15 protein-coding genes and 1 pseudogene are annotated in these 16,270 nt (G+C 71.5%); 3 read left to right on the top strand and 13 right to left on the bottom strand.

Annotation, left to right across the window (positions count from 1 at the left end):
• The 9 genes and pseudogenes from AB0H87_RS23915 to AB0H87_RS23875 form a co-directional block, all read right to left on the bottom strand.
• A pseudogene (locus AB0H87_RS23915) lies at nt 1-243 on the bottom strand (hypothetical protein); the annotation flags it as partial.
• Nucleotides 240-1,025, bottom strand: coding sequence for an ABC transporter ATP-binding protein (locus tag AB0H87_RS23910; RefSeq protein WP_360149558.1), 786 nt, complete (start codon nt 1,023-1,025; stop codon nt 240-242). The gene AB0H87_RS23910 and the pseudogene AB0H87_RS23915, both read right to left, overlap by 4 nt.
• Nucleotides 1,022-1,879, bottom strand: coding sequence for an ABC transporter permease subunit (locus AB0H87_RS23905; protein WP_360149555.1), 858 nt, complete (start codon nt 1,877-1,879; stop codon nt 1,022-1,024). Before AB0H87_RS23905 ends, AB0H87_RS23910 begins: the two co-directional genes overlap by 4 nt.
• Nucleotides 1,876-2,892: a TIGR03842 family LLM class F420-dependent oxidoreductase gene (locus AB0H87_RS23900; RefSeq protein WP_360149552.1), complete on the bottom strand. Its 1,017-nt coding sequence runs from the start codon at nt 2,890-2,892 to the stop codon at nt 1,876-1,878. The genes AB0H87_RS23905 and AB0H87_RS23900 overlap by 4 nt, the downstream gene beginning before the upstream one ends.
• 14 nt (nt 2,893-2,906) lie before the next feature.
• Nucleotides 2,907-4,388, bottom strand: a complete 1,482-nt coding sequence (locus AB0H87_RS23895) for a CoA-acylating methylmalonate-semialdehyde dehydrogenase (protein WP_360149549.1) — start codon at nt 4,386-4,388, stop codon at nt 2,907-2,909.
• 11 nt (nt 4,389-4,399) lie between these two features.
• Nucleotides 4,400-5,806 (bottom strand): dihydropyrimidinase, encoded by a 1,407-nt coding sequence (gene hydA / locus AB0H87_RS23890; RefSeq protein WP_360149546.1) that lies wholly within the window; start codon nt 5,804-5,806, stop codon nt 4,400-4,402.
• A gap of 12 nt (nt 5,807-5,818) precedes the next feature.
• Nucleotides 5,819-6,658: a nitrilase-related carbon-nitrogen hydrolase gene (locus tag AB0H87_RS23885; protein ID WP_360149543.1), complete on the bottom strand. Its 840-nt coding sequence runs from the start codon at nt 6,656-6,658 to the stop codon at nt 5,819-5,821.
• Between the two features lie 69 nt (nt 6,659-6,727).
• The gene (locus tag AB0H87_RS23880; RefSeq protein WP_360149540.1) at nt 6,728-7,141 is read right to left on the bottom strand and encodes a thioesterase family protein; all 414 of its coding nucleotides are present in this window, start codon (nt 7,139-7,141) and stop codon (nt 6,728-6,730) included.
• Between the two features lies 1 nt (nt 7,142).
• Nucleotides 7,143-7,823 (bottom strand): N-acyl homoserine lactonase family protein, encoded by a 681-nt coding sequence (locus AB0H87_RS23875; protein ID WP_360149537.1) that lies wholly within the window; start codon nt 7,821-7,823, stop codon nt 7,143-7,145.
• Between the two features lie 23 nt (nt 7,824-7,846).
• Between AB0H87_RS23875 and AB0H87_RS23870 the strand changes: the two genes are divergently transcribed.
• From AB0H87_RS23870 to AB0H87_RS23860, 3 genes are all read left to right on the top strand, one after another.
• Nucleotides 7,847-8,767 carry a DUF3500 domain-containing protein gene (locus AB0H87_RS23870; protein WP_360149534.1) on the top strand — a complete coding sequence of 307 codons (921 nt, stop codon included), beginning with the start codon at nt 7,847-7,849 and terminating at the stop codon, nt 8,765-8,767.
• Between the two features lie 126 nt (nt 8,768-8,893).
• A complete protein-coding gene (locus AB0H87_RS23865; RefSeq protein ID WP_360149531.1) occupies nt 8,894-9,280 on the top strand; it encodes a hypothetical protein in 387 nt (128 codons plus the stop codon).
• A gap of 16 nt (nt 9,281-9,296) precedes the next feature.
• Nucleotides 9,297-10,022 (top strand): TIGR03089 family protein, encoded by a 726-nt coding sequence (locus AB0H87_RS23860; protein ID WP_360149528.1) that lies wholly within the window; start codon nt 9,297-9,299, stop codon nt 10,020-10,022.
• A 296-nt stretch (nt 10,023-10,318) separates the two neighbouring features.
• Here the strand turns inward: AB0H87_RS23860 and AB0H87_RS23855 are convergent, their stop codons facing one another.
• From AB0H87_RS23855 to AB0H87_RS23840, 4 genes are all read right to left on the bottom strand, one after another.
• Nucleotides 10,319-10,954, bottom strand: coding sequence for a DUF2231 domain-containing protein (locus AB0H87_RS23855; protein WP_360149525.1), 636 nt, complete (start codon nt 10,952-10,954; stop codon nt 10,319-10,321).
• Nucleotides 10,955-11,128: 174 nt separating this feature from the next.
• The gene (locus AB0H87_RS23850; RefSeq protein WP_360149522.1) at nt 11,129-11,872 is read right to left on the bottom strand and encodes a GAF and ANTAR domain-containing protein; all 744 of its coding nucleotides are present in this window, start codon (nt 11,870-11,872) and stop codon (nt 11,129-11,131) included.
• Nucleotides 11,873-12,723: 851 nt separating this feature from the next.
• The gene (gene secA2 / locus AB0H87_RS23845) at nt 12,724-15,030 is read right to left on the bottom strand and encodes an accessory Sec system translocase SecA2 (protein ID WP_360149519.1); all 2,307 of its coding nucleotides are present in this window, start codon (nt 15,028-15,030) and stop codon (nt 12,724-12,726) included.
• A gap of 100 nt (nt 15,031-15,130) precedes the next feature.
• Nucleotides 15,131-16,225 (bottom strand): zinc-binding alcohol dehydrogenase, encoded by a 1,095-nt coding sequence (locus AB0H87_RS23840; RefSeq protein WP_360149516.1) that lies wholly within the window; start codon nt 16,223-16,225, stop codon nt 15,131-15,133.
• Between the last annotated feature and the right edge of the window lie 45 nt (nt 16,226-16,270).

Below are 16,270 nucleotides of genomic sequence, written 5' to 3'. Positions count from 1 at the left end.
ACCGCGTCGGTCTCCGGCGTGTGCCGCATGTATTCCTGCAGCCCGAAGTTGGGGAGCCGACGGCGCGGGCAGCACGTAGGGTGCGACCCGGCCGAGCTTGACGGTCAGCTCCCAGAGCAGCAGGCCGGCGACGCCGACGAGCAGCGGCGGGAGCACCGCGAGGAACGGACGGCCGCGCCGGCGGCGGCCGATGACGGGCGCGGTGGGGTCGGCCGCGACCACCGGGTCGACGGCCGTCGTCATGCCGGCGCTTCCGCCGGAACCGCGTCGCCGCGCAGGGCTCGGCGGACCTTGGTGATGCCGGTGAAGAAGCCCGGCGACTGCCGGGTCGTCTCGCCCCGTGCGCCGAGGTCGATCGGGACGACGTCGGTGATCCGGCCCGGTCGGGCCGACATCACGACGACCCGGTCGGAGAGGTAGACGGCCTCGGGTATGGAGTGGGTGACGAATATGGTGCTGGTGCCGGTGCTGGCGCAGATCCGCAGCAGCTCGTCCTGGAGCCGCTCCCGGGTCATCTCGTCGAGGGCGCCGAACGGCTCGTCCATCAGCAGCAGCGGCGGGTGCACGGCCAGCGCCCGGGCGATCGCCACCCGCTGCTGCATGCCGCCGGAGAGCTGGGCCGGGTAGTGCCCCGCGAACTCCACCAGCCCGACCAGCTCGAGCATCTCCCGGGCCCGCTCGGCCCGCTCCTTGCGGGACGATCCGCGCAGCTCCAGCGGCAGCTCGACGTTGCGTTGCACGGTGCGCCAGTCGAAGAGCCCGGCCTGCTGGAACGCGATCCCGTACTCCTGGTCGACGCGGGCGGTGCGGGCCGGCTTGCCGGCGACGGTGACCGTGCCGGCGCTGGGCTGGATCAGGTCGCCGACCAGCCGCAGCAACGTGGACTTGCCACAGCCCGACGGCCCGATCAGCGACACGAACTCGCCGCCGGCCACGGTCAGGTCGACGCCGGTCAGCGCGGTGACCTCGTCGGCCCGGCCGGCGTTGAACACCTTGGACACACCCTCGAGCATCACTGCGCTCATGCGCGCACCCTCCGCTGTCCCACCAGGAACTCGGACAGGCCGACGACCCCGGCGACCGCCAGCCCGAGGGCGGCCGCGCCGATCATCGCCGTGAAGACCTTGGCGGGGTCGGTGGTGGCCTCCCGGGAGTATTCGATCACCAATCGACCGACGCCACCACGGGTCCCGGTGGAAATCTCGCCGACGACGGCTCCGACCACCGCCGCGGCGGCCGCCAGCCGCAGTGCCGGGAACAGGTACGGAGTGGACGCCGGGAGCCGAAGCTTGACCAGCGTCTGCCACCAGCCGGCGGCGTAGCTGCGCATCAGCTCCTCGGCGATCGGGGCCGGCGACTGCAGCCCGCGCAGCATGCCGACCGCGACCGGGAAGAACGCCAGGTACATGGCGATCACGGTGACGGACATCCAGGGCTGCCAGGGGTACGTGCCGATGGACAGCCGGCCGCCCCAGCCCGCGATCACCGGCGCGAGCGCGATCAGCGGGACGGTCTGCGACAGGATCACGTAGGGCAGCAGCCCGCGCTCGACGACCCGCAGCCGCTGCATCAGCACGGCGAGCAGCAGCCCGATCAGGCCGCCCGCGACGAACCCGATGGCGACGCTGCGCAGCGTGAACAGGCACGCCTGCAGCACCACCAGCCAGATCGGGTCGCCACCGGCCAGCTCGGGCTCGCCGAACCGGGACAGGATCGTCCACACGTGCGGCATCGCCGCGTCGTCGGTGCGGGGCAAGACCCGCGCTCCGAACAGGACGGTGCCGTCGGGGTCGCCGACAGCCTTGTATCCCTCCCAGAGCGCGACGCCGACGACGAGCGCGGCACCGACGCCGAGGACCAGCCGCAGCCGGCGGTTCATCGGGGTGACGGTGCCGCCGCGGCCAGGGCCGGGATGATCTTCTCCCCGTACGCCTGGAGGGTGTGTTCCTTGTCGTCGTGCTGCAGGTAGAGCGCGAACTGGTCGACGCCGAGCGCCCGCAGTTCCCGCAGCTTCTCGAGGTGAGCCTCGACCGGACCCAGGACACAGAACCGGTCGACGATCTCGTCGGGTACGAAGTCGGTGTGCGTGTTGCCGGCCCGCCCGTGCTCGGCGTAGTCGTAGCCGTGCCGGCCGCGGATGTAGTCGGTCAGTGCCTGCGGCACCGCACCGGACTCGCCGTAGCGGCCGACGATGTCGGCGACGTGGTTGCCGACCATGCCGCCGAACCAGCGGGTCTGCTCGCGCTGGTGTGCCAGGTCGTCGCCGACGTAGGCCGGTGCGGCGACGCAGAACTTGATCGCCGCCGGGTCACGGCCGGCCCGCTCGGCCGCCGTCCGCACCGATTTGATCATCCACGCGGCGATGTCGGGGTCGGCGAGCTGCAGGATGTACCCGTCGCCCACCTCCCCCGCCAGCGCCAGCGCCTTCGGCCCGTACGCGGCGATCCACATCTCCAGCGCGCCGTCGCGTACCCAGGGAAAATGCACCGGTCGGCCCTTGTAGTCGGCCTCCCGGCCGTGCGCCAGCTCGCGGATCAGCGTGACGCACTCGCGCAGCTCGGCGATCGTCGTGGGCTTGTAGCCGAGGGTCCGCAGGGCCGAGTCGCCCCGGCCGATGCCGCAGACCGTCCGGTTGCCGAACATCTCGTTGAGCGTGGCGAACAGCGATGCCGTCACCGTCCAGTCACGGGTCCCCGGGTTCGTGACCATCGGGCCGACCGTCACCCGGGACGTCTGGGCGAGGATCTGGCTGTAGATGACGAACGGCTCCTCCCAGAGCAGGTGGGAATCGAACGTCCACACGTGACTGAAGCCGAGCGTCTCCGCCTGCTGCGCGAGGCGGACGACCTCGCTGGCCGGCGGGTCGCACTGGAAGACGACACCGATGTCCATCCACGTACCTCTCTCTACCGGACTTTGGGGAACCCGAGGTCGACCTCGCTGGTGGCCGGGTCCGGCCAGCGGGAGGTGACGACCTTGGTGCGGGTGTAGAAGCGCAGGCCGTCCGGCCCGTACATGTGCAGGTCGCCGAAGAGCGACGCCTTCCAGCCGCCGAAGCTGTAGTAGGCGACCGGCACCGGGATGGGCACGTTGACGCCGACCATGCCGCAGTCGACGTCGTACTGATAGCGCCGGGCCGCGCCGCCGTCGCGGGTGAAGATGGCGGTGCCGTTGCCCCAGGGGTTGTCGTTGACGAGCTTCACGGCGTCGTCGTACGTGTCGACCCGGACGACGGACAGCACCGGGCCGAAGATCTCGTCGGTGTAGTACGGCGAGCCGGTGTCCACCTTGTCCACGAGCGACGGTGCGAGGAAGAAGCCGGGACTGCCGGAGATGTCAGCCTGGCGGCCGTCGACCACGACCTCGCCGCCCTCACCGTCCAGATAGGAGCGCACCTTGTCGCGGTGCGCGCTGCTGATCAGCGGGCCCATCTCGGCGTCGGGGTCGCTGGCCGCGCCGACCTTGATGCGCCCGATCCGGGTGGCGATCTCCTCGACCAGCCGGTCGCCGACCGAGCCGACCGCGACCACGACCGAGACCGCCATGCACCGCTCCCCCGCCGACCCGAACCCGGCGGAGACCGCGGCGTCGGCGGCCGCCGGCACGTCGGCGTCCGGCAGCACGACCATGTGGTTCTTCGCACCGCCGAGCGCCTGCACGCGCTTGCCGTTGCGGGTGCCGGTCTCGTAGATCGACCGCGCCACCGGCGTCGATCCGACGAAGCTGACCGCCTTGACGTCAGGGTCGGCCAGCAGCGCGTCCACGGCCTCCTTGTCGCCCTGGATGACGTTGAAGACGCCGTCGGGCAGCCCGGCGCGGCGCAGCAGGTCGGCCAGCAGCAGCGAGACCGACGGGTCCTTCTCGCTGGGCTTGAGCACGAAACCGTTGCCCGCGACCAGCGCGTTGCAGAACATCCACATCGGCACCATCGCCGGGAAGTTGAACGGCGTGATGCCGGCGACCACTCCGAGCGGCTGCTGGATCGAGTAGACGTCGACGCCGCCGGCGGCCTGCTCGCTGTAGCCGCCCTTGAGCAGGTGCGGCGCGCCGGCCGCGAACTCGGCGTTCTCCAGGCCGCGGGCGACCTCGCCGGCCGCGTCCGCGATCGTCTTGCCGTGCTCCGATGACAGCAGCGAGGCGATCTCCTTGCGGTGCCCGTCGACCAGGTCGCGGAACCGGAACATCACCTCGGCGCGGCGGGACAGGCTGGCCGCCCGCCAGGCCGGTTGCGCGGCGAGCGCGGTCTGCACCGCCGTGCGTACCTCCTCGGCGGTGGCGGCGACCACCTCGGCCTGGATCTCGCCGGTGGCCGGATCGAAGACGGGCAGCCGGCGCGTGCCCGTGCCGTCGACCTCGCGGCCGCCGATCCAGTGTGGAACCTGACGCATGGGGCTCACCTTCACCGTAGGTAGGAGGACAGGCCGCGCTTGAGATAGCGACCGCGGCCCTTGCGACCGTGGTAGGTGCCGTCGCGGTCGACGAGCACCTCGCCGCGGGAGATGACCGTGTCGACCTTGCCGGCGATCTCCACGCCCTCCCACGCCGAGTAGTCGAGGTTCATGTGGTGGGTCGCGGCGCTGATCGTCGTGCGCCCGTTGGGGTCGTAGAGCACGATGTCCGCGTCGGAGCCCGGCGCGATCACGCCCTTGCGGGGGTAGAGCCCGAACATCCGGGCCGGCGTGGTCGCGATCGTCTCGACCCAGCGCTCGACGGACAGCTTGCCCTCGGCGACGCCCTGGTAGACCAGGTCGACCCGGTGCTCGACCGTGCCGATGCCGTTGGGGATCTTGGAGAAGTCGCCGAGCCCCAGTTCCTTCTGGTCCTTCATGCAGAACGGGCAGTGGTCGGTCGACACGATCGCCAGGTCGTTGGTGCGCAGGCCGCGCCAGAGGTCGTCGCGGTGCGACTCGTTCTTCGGTCGCAGCGGCGGCGAGGCGACCCACTTGGCGCCCTCGAAGCCGGGCGCGCCGAGCTGGTCCTCCAGGGTCAGGTAGAGGTATTGCGGGCAGGTCTCGGCGAACACGTTGCGGCCGGCGTCGCGGGCCGCGGCCACCTCGGCGAGGGCCTCGCTCGCGCTCAGGTGCACGAAGTAGAGGGGGGTGTCCTTCGCGACCTGCGCGAGGGCGATGGCCCGGTGGGTGGCCTCGCCCTCCAGGATCGAGGGGCGGGTGATGCCGTGGTAGACCGGGTCGGTCTGCCCCTTCGCGAGGGCCTGGGCGACCAGCACGTCGATCGCGATGCCGTTCTCGGCGTGCATCATGATCGTCGCGCCGTTCTCGCGCGCGGTCTGCATCGCCCGCAGGACCTTGCCGTCGTCGGAGTAGAAGACGCCCGGATAGGCCATGAACAGCTTGAAGCTGGTCACGCCCTCGTCGGCGACGAGCTGGTCCATCGCCTTGAGCGCGTCGTCGTCGACGCCACCGATGATCATGTGGAAGCCGTAGTCGATGTGCGCGTTGCCGTCGGCCAGCGCGTGCCAGGCGGCCAGGCCGTCCTGCACGACCTCGCCGGTGCGCTGCACGGCGAAGTCGACGATCGTGGTGGTGCCGCCGTACGCCGCCGCCTTCGTGCCCGTGTCGAAGTCGTCGGACGCGAACGTGCCACCGAACGGCAGCTTCATGTGGGTGTGCACGTCGATGCCGCCGGGGATGACGAGCTTGCCGGTCGCGTCGATGGTCTGCTCGGGCTGACCCGACCAGGTGCCCGGTGCGAGGAGTGCGCTGATCGTCTCGCCGTCGACCAGCACGTCGGCGGCGAAGCGGCCGGTCGGGCCGACCACCTCGCCACCGGTGATGAGCAGGGTCATTGGTTTCGCTCCTCAGGGCTGGACGAGCTGGTCGTAGGCGTCGGGGCGGCGGTCCCGGTAGAACTGCCAGCGGTCGCGGACCTCTTCGAGCAGCTCCATGTCGAGGTCGCGGACGATCAGCTCGGGCTCGTGCGCGTCACCGGTCTCGCCGACGAACTTGCCCTCGGGGTCGACGAAGTAGGACGTGCCGTAGAAGTCGTTCTCGCCGAGGGGTTCGATGCCGGTGCGGTTGATGGCGCCGATGAAGTACTCGTTGGCGACCGCGCTCGCCGGCTGCTCCAGCTTCCAGAGATAGCTCGACAGGCCGCGGTGGGTGGCGCTCGGGTTGAAGACGATCCGCGCGCCGGCCAGGCCCAGCGCCCGCCAGCCCTCGGGGAAGTGCCGGTCGTAGCAGATGTAGACGCCGATCCGGCCGACCGCGGTGTCGAACGTCGGGTAGCCGAGGTTGCCGGGCCGGAAGTAGAACTTCTCCCAGAAGCCCTTCACCTGCGGGATGTGCGTCTTCCGGTATTTGCCGAGGTAGCTGCCGTCCGCGTCGACCACGGCCGCGGTGTTGTAGAGGATGCCGGGCTGCTCCTGCTCGTACATCGGCAAGATCATGACCAGGCCGAGCTCTTTCGCCAGCGCCTGGAAGCGCTCGGTGGTCGGGCCCGGGATGCTCTCGGCGTACGAGTAGTACTGCTTGTCCTGCACCTGGCAGAAGTAGGGGCCGTAGAAGAGCTCCTGGAAGCAGATGACCTTGGCGCCCTGTGCGGCCGCCTGGCGGGCGTACTCCTCATGAGCCTTGATCATCGACTCTTTGTCGCCGGTCCAGCTCGTCTGCACGAGCGCAGCGCGGATGTTGTCCGCCATCGGAACCTCCCTGTCCCCGGCCAGCGTGAATCCGTTCAGCCTATGACCGAGGCGAGTCATCCGACAGGTTTACAGGCCCAGCGTGGCGGGTTCGGGAGTGATCGCCTTCCAGCGTTCCTTGGGGTCCGCGACCAGTTTGCGGGTCTTCAGGTCGATGAGTCCGCCGAGCCCGTCCACCTCGGCCGCGAGGGTGCCGTCGCTCTTGCGGATCTCCTGGTGGACGCCGAAGGTGCGGCCGTCGCCCCAGACGAACTCGCAGGAGACCGTGACCTCGTCGCCGGCGCGCAGCTCGCGCCGGTATCTGATGGTGGTCTCCATGGCGACCGGGGCGACGCCGGACCGCAGGAGCGCCTCCTGGCTGAGGCCGGCGGCGCGCAGGATCTCCCACCGGGCGTGCTCGGCGTACTGGAGGTAGACGGCCTGGTTGAGGTGGCCCAGGCTGTCCAGCTCGTAGCCGCGGACGGTGACATCGACGTGGAACACGTCAGTCCTTTCGTTCGCCGGGCATCCAAACCGCGGCGTCGTGGGCGAAGACGACCGCTTTCGGGTCGAGCTCCTTGAGCCTTTCGACCCATTTCGGGTGCGGGATGCCGGGCTCGTTGGCGGCGAGCACGTCCCGGCCGTACGTGGTGGCGTCGTCCCGGGCCTGGCCGGCGAGGACCACCGTGCCGTCGGTGCGGCGGACGGCCACGGACTGGTGCCCGTCGGTGTGGCCCGGGGTCGGGATGACCCAGACGCCCGGCCAGAGCTCGCTCTCGCCACTGATCTCGAGGTAGTGGGCGCCGGCGAAGTCGACCAGCTCGGGGAGCGTGTAGTCGGTGGTCGTGCGCGCGGTGGCCAGCTCTTCGCGCTGCACCACGATCGGTTTGGTGGCGAACTCGGGGTTGCCGCCGCAGTGGTCGAAATGGAGGTGGCAGTTGACGACCATCGTGACGTCGTCGGTGCTGACGCCGGCTTTGTCGAGGGCCGCGCGCAGGGGTCTCCGGGTCGGCTTGTAGTGGGCATCGACGTCGGGGTGCGCGCCCATGCCCGTGTCGAAGAGCAGCAGGCCCTCGGGGCGGCGGACGAGGTAGCCGTAGACCGGCTCGACCCTGGGGTGCTCGGCGCCGGCCTCCTCCGCCGGGCGGACGAAGTAGCCGAGGTCGATCCGGCGGACATCTCCCACGTTCTTGATCCTAGGCTTTACCTGTGACATCTTCCTTGGCCGCTGCGATGTCGGCGGCAGCTGGTGACCTGCTCTCGCTGGTCGGGCCTCCGCTGCCCTATCCGTTCGACGACTCGGGACGGCGGTGGATCGAGTACCGGCCACGGACCCGCCCCGGTGTCTCGCTGGCCTCGCTCGACGACGCGGCCCGGAAGGCGGCTTTCCGACTGCTGGCCACCGGCTTGAGCCCGCACGCGTACGCCCAGGCGTTGTCGATCGTGTCGTTGGAGGAGGTGCTCGACCACGCGGAGGGGTTCGCCCGCGGGCGGCACCTGCTCGACTACTGGGTGTCGGTGTTCGGGACGCCCGGGTCCGCCGCGCCGTGGTCGTGGCGGTTCGAGGGGCACCACCTGTCGGTGTCGATGACCGTCGTGGACTCCGTTGTCTCGCCGGCGCCCGTGTTCTTCGGCGCCAACCCGGCCCGCGTCTCCTACGGCGCGCATACCGTGTCGCGGCCGCTGTCCGCCGAGGAGGACGTGGCGTTCGCGCTGCTGGCCGCGCTGTCGCCGACGGAGCACTCGCTGGCGGTGTTCGCCGAGCAGCCGCCGCCGGACATCGCGAGCGGCACGTCGCCGGCCGCGTCCGAGCTGGCGCCGGCGGGTGTGTCGGCGACGTCGCTGAACCCGGCGGCCGGTGCGCTGCTCGCGCAGTTGGTGGCGGTCTACCTCGACCGGCTGCCGGAGTCGTTGGCGGACGAGCTGAGCCCGTCGCTGGAGTCGCTGCGGTTCGCGTGGGCCGGGCCCGCGCGCCCCGGGGTTCCGTTCTACTACCGGCTCCAGGCCGCGGACCTCTTGATCGAGTACGACAACACGGCCGGCGGCAACCACGCGCACACGGTCCTGCGGCGGCCGTCGGCGGACTTCGGGGCGGACCTGCTGGCCGAGCACCGGCGGGCGTACCACTGACGGGGTAGCCCGTTCTGCCGGCACCGCACGTCGATCGTGTGGTTATGGCCATCGACGATGGGTCATGGGCGGTTTCGTCCTGTTCAATGGCTTGGTCCCGCTGGTGCCCGCCACGGAGCTGCCCTCATGTCCACGTCGCAGGCCGCCACGCCCGAGTGGCAGATGACCCCCCGAGCCCGGCGCATTTTCATCGGGCTGATCGCCGGCGCGCTCATCGTGATCCTGACGGCCAGCGCGTGGATGACGTACGACTCCCAGATCCGGGAGGACCCGGGCGTGCGGGCGTGCGGCACCTTCGCGCAGCGTGCGCCGTTCTCGTTGAGCGAGGGCGAGTACCGGAAGCTGCAGTCGATGTTCGCGCGGTCGTCGCGGGCGGCGCTGCGCGAGCAGGGCGTGCGGGCGCTGCAGGCGGGGGTGGTGTGGCAGGGCCCGCTCGTGGTGCTGCACCCGGGCTCGGACGAGGGCGCGGCGCTGCGCGCGGCGTGCGTGGCCGAGGGCGCGCTGCCGGGCTGACGGTAGGGTGTCCGGCGTGGACTCGCTCGTCGCGCACGCGGACCCGCTGCTCTCGTTCTACGACGACGCTTCGGGTGCGCACGTCGCGCTGACGGCGGGCGAGCTGGGTGCGCTGGCGGCTTCGACGGCGTCGCTGCTGACCTCGCGCGGCCTGGGCCCGGGCAGCCGCGTGGCGGTGGTGCTGCCACCGCACTGGCAGACGGCGGCGGCGCTGCTGGGCGCGTGGTCGGCCGGGGTGGCGGTGTCGTTCCGCCTGTCGGCGACGGCCGGGTTGCCGTCCCTGGAGCCGGGTGGCGCGGAACCGTTAGAGGCGCTGTTCGTGTCCCGCGGCGCGTTGGACGACTGGCTGGTCGACGTCCCGGCGGCGACACACCGCTTCCTGTTCTCGGTGGGCGACGAAAAGCGGCCGGTGGCGACGCCGGACGGGTACGCGGAGTTCCTGCCGGCCATCGGGGCGCACGCGGGTGATCCGGACCCGTCGGTCTTCCTCCGGGCCACCGACGCGGCGACGCCGGACGGGACGACGTACGCGCAATGGGGGTTGCTCGCGCAGGAACTCGCGGGCCAGGCGTCCTTGTCACGCGGCGATCGTCTGCTGGTCGACGCGGCGGAGCACGAGCACCCGGTGAAGTGGCTGCTGGCTCCGCTGTCGGTGGGTGCGTCGGTGGTGCTGTGCGCGAACCTGGACCGCTCGCGGCTGGACGCCCGTGTCGCGACGGAACGCGTGACCCGCATCCTCTGACCGTCTGCCGGCCAGTCGTTGATCGCACCGTCCATGTCGCACGGCCAATCCGGAGAACTCGCCTGGTGTGCGACGCGGCCGCTGCCTCGGTTCGGGAGCCGCCCGGCTCCCGCTTACGGCCGCCCATTCGAGCGCGCGGCCGGTGGTTGGCGTCATGCCACGGAACCCACAGGATGGCCACACCACCCGGTCATGGCCGCGGTCGAGCAAACCAGTGGCCCCCGTGGTCGCCGACGAGGCGGTGGGCGCCGCAGAGCGCCCCGGGATCGCGGGCGCCTAGCGTGGGCCGGGTCGGATCAGGCCGGGTTGCGGCCGTCGGCGCCCAGGCCGCTCAGGCCGCCGAGGCCCGGGCGGAACTCGGTGGTGAGGTCCATGTCGTTCGGCGACGGTTGGCGGACAGTCAGGCCGGCGCGGTGTGCGGCGCGGTTCGTGGCGTACACGGTGCCTGGTCCGTCGGCCGCCGGCGTCGCGATCAGGCGGCGGCCGCTCGGGCTGCCCCGGTCCCCCGCCATCGTGCCGAAGCGGCGCATGAGGCCCGCGCCGAGCCGGATGCCGAACACGCCGACGCCGAGAGCCAGGAGCTCCATGATGACCATCGGCACGCTCGCCAGCGGGTGGCCGCTGCCCGCGCGCATCAGGCAGACCACCAGGAAGATGCCGGCCATCGCGGCGTTGACCGCGTTGAACGTCAGCACGTCGCGGCGGGCCGGGCCGGCGGGCACGTCCCAGAGGTCGACCAGGCCGGCGACCATCGTCAACGCGGTCGCGACGAGGCCGGCGACCGCGGTCCAGTAGCCCACTTCGCCGACGATCGACGGAGCGCCGACGAGGCGCCCGACGTCGAACACGACGGCGCACACGAAGAGGCCGACCGGAAAGGTCATCAGCACCGGCTGAATCGGATGGCCGGAGATCCGAAGGCGGGTATCCACGTACTCCTCCACCCGTTGAGTCGTGGTCAGGGTGTCACGCGGCATTACCCGAAACGCCCGGACGAAAACCCACGTCGCCCGATTCACCCGATCGATACGGTTTAGACGGTGTTAGCGCCATCCGTTCGGGCTCGCCGCTTCGGCCAGCGGTTTGGCACCCTCCACTGCCGACAGTCAGCTGGCCCGCGCCCGGTCCTCGGCGGACCGCACCAGCCGCCGCGCGACGTCCTCGACAGGGATGGACAACGCGGCGGACGCACCGCGCAGCACGTCGAGCGCCTCAGCCGGCGGACAGCGCCGCTGCATCATCACGACACCGATCGCCTGCCCGATCACCTCACCGGACGCGAGGGTGTCAGCAAGATCGCTGGGTACGGAGTCCCGCCGGTCCCGCTCCCGCACCGCCGCGAGCAGCAGCCCGGCGTGCTCGGCGAGCAACATGGCGGTGAGCTGGGCACCGGACTCGAGCACACCGGGCCGGCTCGCGTACAAGCTGATCGACCCGAGCACCTGATCGTCGACGTCGACCGGCGCGGCGAGCACGGCACAGGCGCCGTAGGTCACCGCCCGCGGCGTCCACTCCGCCCACCGCTGCTCAGTGCGCAGATCATCGGCCAGGATCACCTCGCGCTGGCGGATGGCACTCATCGCGGGCCCGTCCGCGGCGTACTGCAGCGAGTCCAGCCTCTTGGCCCGCCGATCGGACGCGGCCACGCTGGCCGGCTCGCCGGCACGCAGGAGAGTGACGCTCGACCACGACACGCCCGGGAGGGCATGCCGGCTGGTCTTGGCCAGATGATCCAACGCCTCCTCGAGGTCGTTGCTGGCCAACAGCCCGGCGGTCAGCTCCCGCAGCAGGGCCGCGGTCTCCACCGCCACCAGACTGGAGGGATCCCCGCCCGAACGCGGACCCGCCATATCGGTCTTCCTCCCCCCGCACCGCGGACGCGAACGCCCCCTGTGCGACCGCGCGCGTCCCCGCGAATACCCCGGGCACGCACCTCCACGCCATCCTCCTCGCCCGGAGATCCGTCGGGGCAACTTCAGAGGCGCCCTGCGTCGGCCGTCACGAACTCGCCCGGACACGCTATTTGTCCGCTTCGACGAAGATCAACCGCGGTGGGTGCGGCAACGCTCCACGGAGCGTCGTCAGCTACGAGCCGGACCCGCACCGCGTCGACCCCACGCACGGGCCAACGCCGACGCACGCACCGGCCCGCGCGATCGCGCCGCCGCACGGCCCCACCGCCAAGCCAGCGCGACAAACGTGGCAGCCCGTGATCGGCCGCGCCGTGGCCCGCCGCCGAGGGGACGCCGATGCGATACGCCCGCCCCTTCGGGACCACACCTCAGCACTGCCGCCGCCGCGGTCAGCGCGACGAACGGCGGCAGGCCGCGATCGGCCGCGCCGTGGCCCGCCGCCGAGGGGACGCCGATGCGATACGCCAGCCCCTTCGGGACCACGCCTCATCATTGCCGCCGCCGCGGTCAGCTCGACGAACCGCGGCAGCGCAGGGTCCCCAGGGGCGGCCCAACCGCTCGGACGAGGCTGGCGCGATGCGCCAGCCCGGCGCATCACGCCAGCACTACCCCACCGCCGCGGTCAGCGCGACGACCGCGGCGCGGTCCGCCGCCGCACAGCCCCACCACAGCGGCCAGCGCGGACGCAATGCGGCAGCAGCACGACCGGCGCGGCCTCATTGCAGGGCCGGCGCCGATTCAATGCGGCAGCCGCGCGCCGCGCCGCTGGCGCGGCGGCGGCCACGCAGCTAGTTGCCTCCGCCCGAGCTGAGGCGGCGGCCGACGGCCGCGATGAGGCGGTCGAGTTCCGACCCGAACGGGTTGTCGTGGACCAGATAGGTCCACGTGGCACTCGGGCGGACCAGCGTCTCGTCGTCCGGCGTCCAGTCCTTGTCGAACTCGTTCTCCTCGAACGTCTCGACCGTGCGCTCCTCGATCCGCGGCACCAGAGCGTTGAAGGCCGGCACAGCCGCGCGGTGGAACTCGTCGAGGGGGTCGAGGCGGCCGAGGGCGCGTAGGTGGACGCCCTCGCGTACCTCCGACAGCTCCGCCAGGTGCTCGGCCCACAACCGGTCGATGTGGTAGAGCGCGATCGACCTCGCCACCCGCGGCAGCAGCTCCTCGTCGAGCTCGACCAGCTCCTCCGACTTCTCCGGGCTGCGCTTCTTGAGCATCTCGGCGGTCACGTCGGTGGTCAGCACCCGCTCGCGGCGCTCGGACAGCGCCTTGCGCTGCTGCTCGATCACCACGCTGTAGCGCCAGGTGTTGCGGTGGATCTCGTGCTGCACACCCTCGGAGACGCGCTGCGCGTGCTCGACCGCGTAGTCGACCTGGTCGTCCGTGACGAGGCCGTCGAAGTTCATCCGCGGCGACGCCGGGATCGCGTCGGGCGCGTTGCGCTGGATGAGGTCGTCCTCGAGGCTCACGAAGAACGCCGAGGCGCCCGGGTCGCCCTGCCGGCCGGCCCGGCCACGAAGCTGGTCGTCGACGCGCCGGCTGTGGTGGCGACCGCCGCCGAGGACGTAGAGACCGCCCAGCTCGGCGACCCGCTCCCGGTCGGCCTGGTCGCTGCCACCGAGCCGGATGTCGACACCGCGGCCGGCCATCTGCGTCGACACGGTCACCGCGCCGAACTTGCCGGCCTCCGCGATGATCGCGGCTTCCTCGTCGTCGTTCTTCGCGTTGAGGACCTGGCACGGGATGTCGGCGGCCTCGAGCGCCTTGGCGAGGCTCTCCGACTCCTTGACGTCGAGGGTGCCGACCAGCACGGGCCGGCCCTTCTCGTGGCTGAGCGCGATCTCGGCGACCAGCGCGTCTTCCTTCTCCTGCCGGGTCGCGTAGATGCGGTCGGGCTCGTCCACGCGGATGCACGGCGTGTTGGGCGGGATGACCGCGACCTCGAGCTTGAAGTATTCGCGCAGCTGCTCGCCGACCAGCACCGCGGTCGCGGTCATGCCGCAGACCGTCGGGTAGAGCGCGATGTAGGCCTGCACCGTGATCGTGCCGAGCACCTCGCCCTCGGCGGTGGCGTCGAGGCCCTCCTTGGCCTCCACCGCCGCCTGCAGGCCGTCGGGCCAGCGGCGACGCTGCGCCACCCGGCCGCGCATCTCGTCGACGAGCTCGACCGCGCCGTTGCGCACGATGTAGTCGACGTCGCGGTGCAGCAGCGCGTGCGCGTGCAGGGCGACGTTGACCGCGGAGAGCTGCTCGACGTGCTCGTCGTCGTAGAGGTCGATGCCGCCCAGCTTGCGCTCGACCACGGCGAGCCCGGTGCTGGTGAACGCGACGCTGCGGCCGTCGTCGGCGATCTCGTAGTGGCGACCGGACCGCAGCCCGCGCACCACACCGGCGGCGACGTGCACCGGGTCCTGCTCGCCCGCGACCGCACCCGCGAGCACCATCGGCACCCGCGCCTCGTCGATCAGGATGGAGTCGGCCTCGTCGACGATGGCCGTCGCGAGCGTGCCCTGGACGCGGTCGTCGACGTCGGTGACGAGCTGGCCGCGCAGGTAGTCGAAGCCCGCCTCGCTGACCGACGCGTACGTGACGTCGCTGGCGTAGGCCGCCTTGCGCTCCTCGGGAGTCGACGACTCGGTGACCCAGCCGACCGACAGGCCGAGGAGCTTGTAGACCGGCTCCATCCACTCGGCGTCGCGGCGGGCCAGGTAGTCGTTGACGGTCAGCACGTGGACGGGGCCGTTGTTGCTGCGCACGTGCCCGTAGGCCGCGATCGCCGCGGTCAGGGTCTTGCCCTCACCGGTGGCCATCTCGGCGACGCTGCCGCCGAGCATCGCGAGCACGCCGAGCAGCTGGACGTCGTAGGGCCGCTCACCGAGCGCGCGCCGGGCCGCCTCGCGGCCGAGCGCACAGATCTCGGCGACGCCGGTGGCCTCGGCGGCGCGCTCGGTCAGCGCCGCGTCGTCGAGCTCCTTGAGCTCGTCTTCCAGCGCCTCGATCTCGGGCAGCACCTTCTGCAGCGGCGCCAGGTCGACCGTCGTGCCCGGCCGCTGGAGGAACCGCTGGGTCCTGTTCTTCAACCGCTGCATGACTCCCATGGACCGAAACGGTACCTGGAAGACGCCTCGATTCGGAGCCCGGCACGAGCCTGTGGACAACTGTTCGAATCCGCCTGTGGATAACCGACCTGATCTTGGCTCAGGCGCTCAGAATCACCTGCAGTTCCTGACGTTTGCGGTCCGCGAGTTCGACGAGCAGCTCAGCCGCCTGCTCGAAGGGCACGACCGCCGACACCAGGTGTGTACGCAGCAGCGTCCCCCAAGGAGAACGGAGCAGGTCGATGGTTTCAGCGGAAAGGCGATCCCGGTCCCAGGCGTGGGCGAGCCCGCGCGGCACCCGCCCGATCTGGGCACAGCGCACAGAGAGGCCGTTGTGGTGAAACTCCTCGCCGAGCCGCACCGCGTCCGCACCCGCCTGATAGAAGGCGAGGTCGACCACCGTGCCCTGGGGCCGCAGCAGGCGCAGCGCGAGCTGCAGCGCGAAGGCCTGGCCCCGGCATTGGAACACGACGTCGGCGCCACGGTCGCCGGCGGCGTGCCGCCACCGGGTCTTCAGCACCACGGCGGGGTCCTCGTCGCCGTCCGGGTCGAGCACCTCGAACCCGAGGGCTGCCGCGACGGCCCGACGCTCCGGGGTCGGGTCGATCACGACGACCGAGGCCGCACCGTGGTGGCGGGCGAGAGCGGCGGTGAGCAGCGCGACGACGCCCGCGCCCACAACCGCGACCCGCCGTCCACGCACCCCGTCGCCGAGGTCCCGCACGTCTCCTGACGCGAGGTCCGCCGCGGCGTGCAGCAGCCCGTTGGCGCAGATCGGGCCCATGTGCGCGGCGTAGACGCCGAGCATCGGGTCGAGGTCCGGCGGCAGCGGCACCACCCGATCCACGAGCGGGTCGCCCAGGCAGGCGGTCCGGTGGCCGTAGGTCATCGCGACCAGTCCACCCTCGGGGGCCGCCGCGGTCCGGCTCGCGACCACGCGGCCGACCTCCATGTAACCCAGGCGCTCGACGGGGTACGGCGACGCCGAGGCGCCCGGCTCGAACAGGCCTAGTTCCGCGTTCCACGTCGACCCGAGATAAGGGTTGGTGCCTTTGACGTAGCTCAGCTCGGTGCCCGCCGACACGCCGGAGAAGACGGTCTCGACCCGGAAGGTCCCGGGCCGCACCGGCTCGGCCTCGACGTCCCGGATGGCGACCTCGCCGGGCGCGGTCACCACCACCACGCGGTCAGCCATTGGCCGAACCACCGTCCGCCGCGCGGGCGGCGGTCGTGGCGCCGT

It is taken from the genome of Asanoa sp. NPDC050611 (assembly GCF_040654855.1).
In the GTDB taxonomy this organism is placed as follows: Bacteria; Actinomycetota; Actinomycetes; order Mycobacteriales; family Micromonosporaceae; genus Asanoa.
The sequence above is the reverse complement of the archived record's forward strand: the minus strand, read 5'-3'. Positions and strand labels throughout refer to the sequence as shown.

Coding starts and splice junctions, on each gene's coding strand:
- AB0H87_RS23910 (WP_360149558.1), bottom strand. CDS start 1,025: ATGAGCGCAGTGATGCTCGAGGGTGTGTCCAAGGTGTTCAACGCCGGC.
- AB0H87_RS23905 (WP_360149555.1), bottom strand. CDS start 1,879: ATGAACCGCCGGCTGCGGCTGGTCCTCGGCGTCGGTGCCGCGCTCGTC.
- AB0H87_RS23900 (WP_360149552.1), bottom strand. CDS start 2,892: ATGGACATCGGTGTCGTCTTCCAGTGCGACCCGCCGGCCAGCGAGGTC.
- AB0H87_RS23895 (WP_360149549.1), bottom strand. CDS start 4,388: ATGCGTCAGGTTCCACACTGGATCGGCGGCCGCGAGGTCGACGGCACG.
- hydA (WP_360149546.1), bottom strand. CDS start 5,806: ATGACCCTGCTCATCACCGGTGGCGAGGTGGTCGGCCCGACCGGCCGC.
- AB0H87_RS23885 (WP_360149543.1), bottom strand. CDS start 6,658: ATGGCGGACAACATCCGCGCTGCGCTCGTGCAGACGAGCTGGACCGGC.
- AB0H87_RS23865 (WP_360149531.1), top strand. CDS start 8,894: ATGTCCACGTCGCAGGCCGCCACGCCCGAGTGGCAGATGACCCCCCGA.
- AB0H87_RS23850 (WP_360149522.1), bottom strand. CDS start 11,872: ATGGCGGGTCCGCGTTCGGGCGGGGATCCCTCCAGTCTGGTGGCGGTG.
- secA2 (WP_360149519.1), bottom strand. CDS start 15,030: ATGGGAGTCATGCAGCGGTTGAAGAACAGGACCCAGCGGTTCCTCCAG.
- AB0H87_RS23840 (WP_360149516.1), bottom strand. CDS start 16,225: ATGGCTGACCGCGTGGTGGTGGTGACCGCGCCCGGCGAGGTCGCCATC.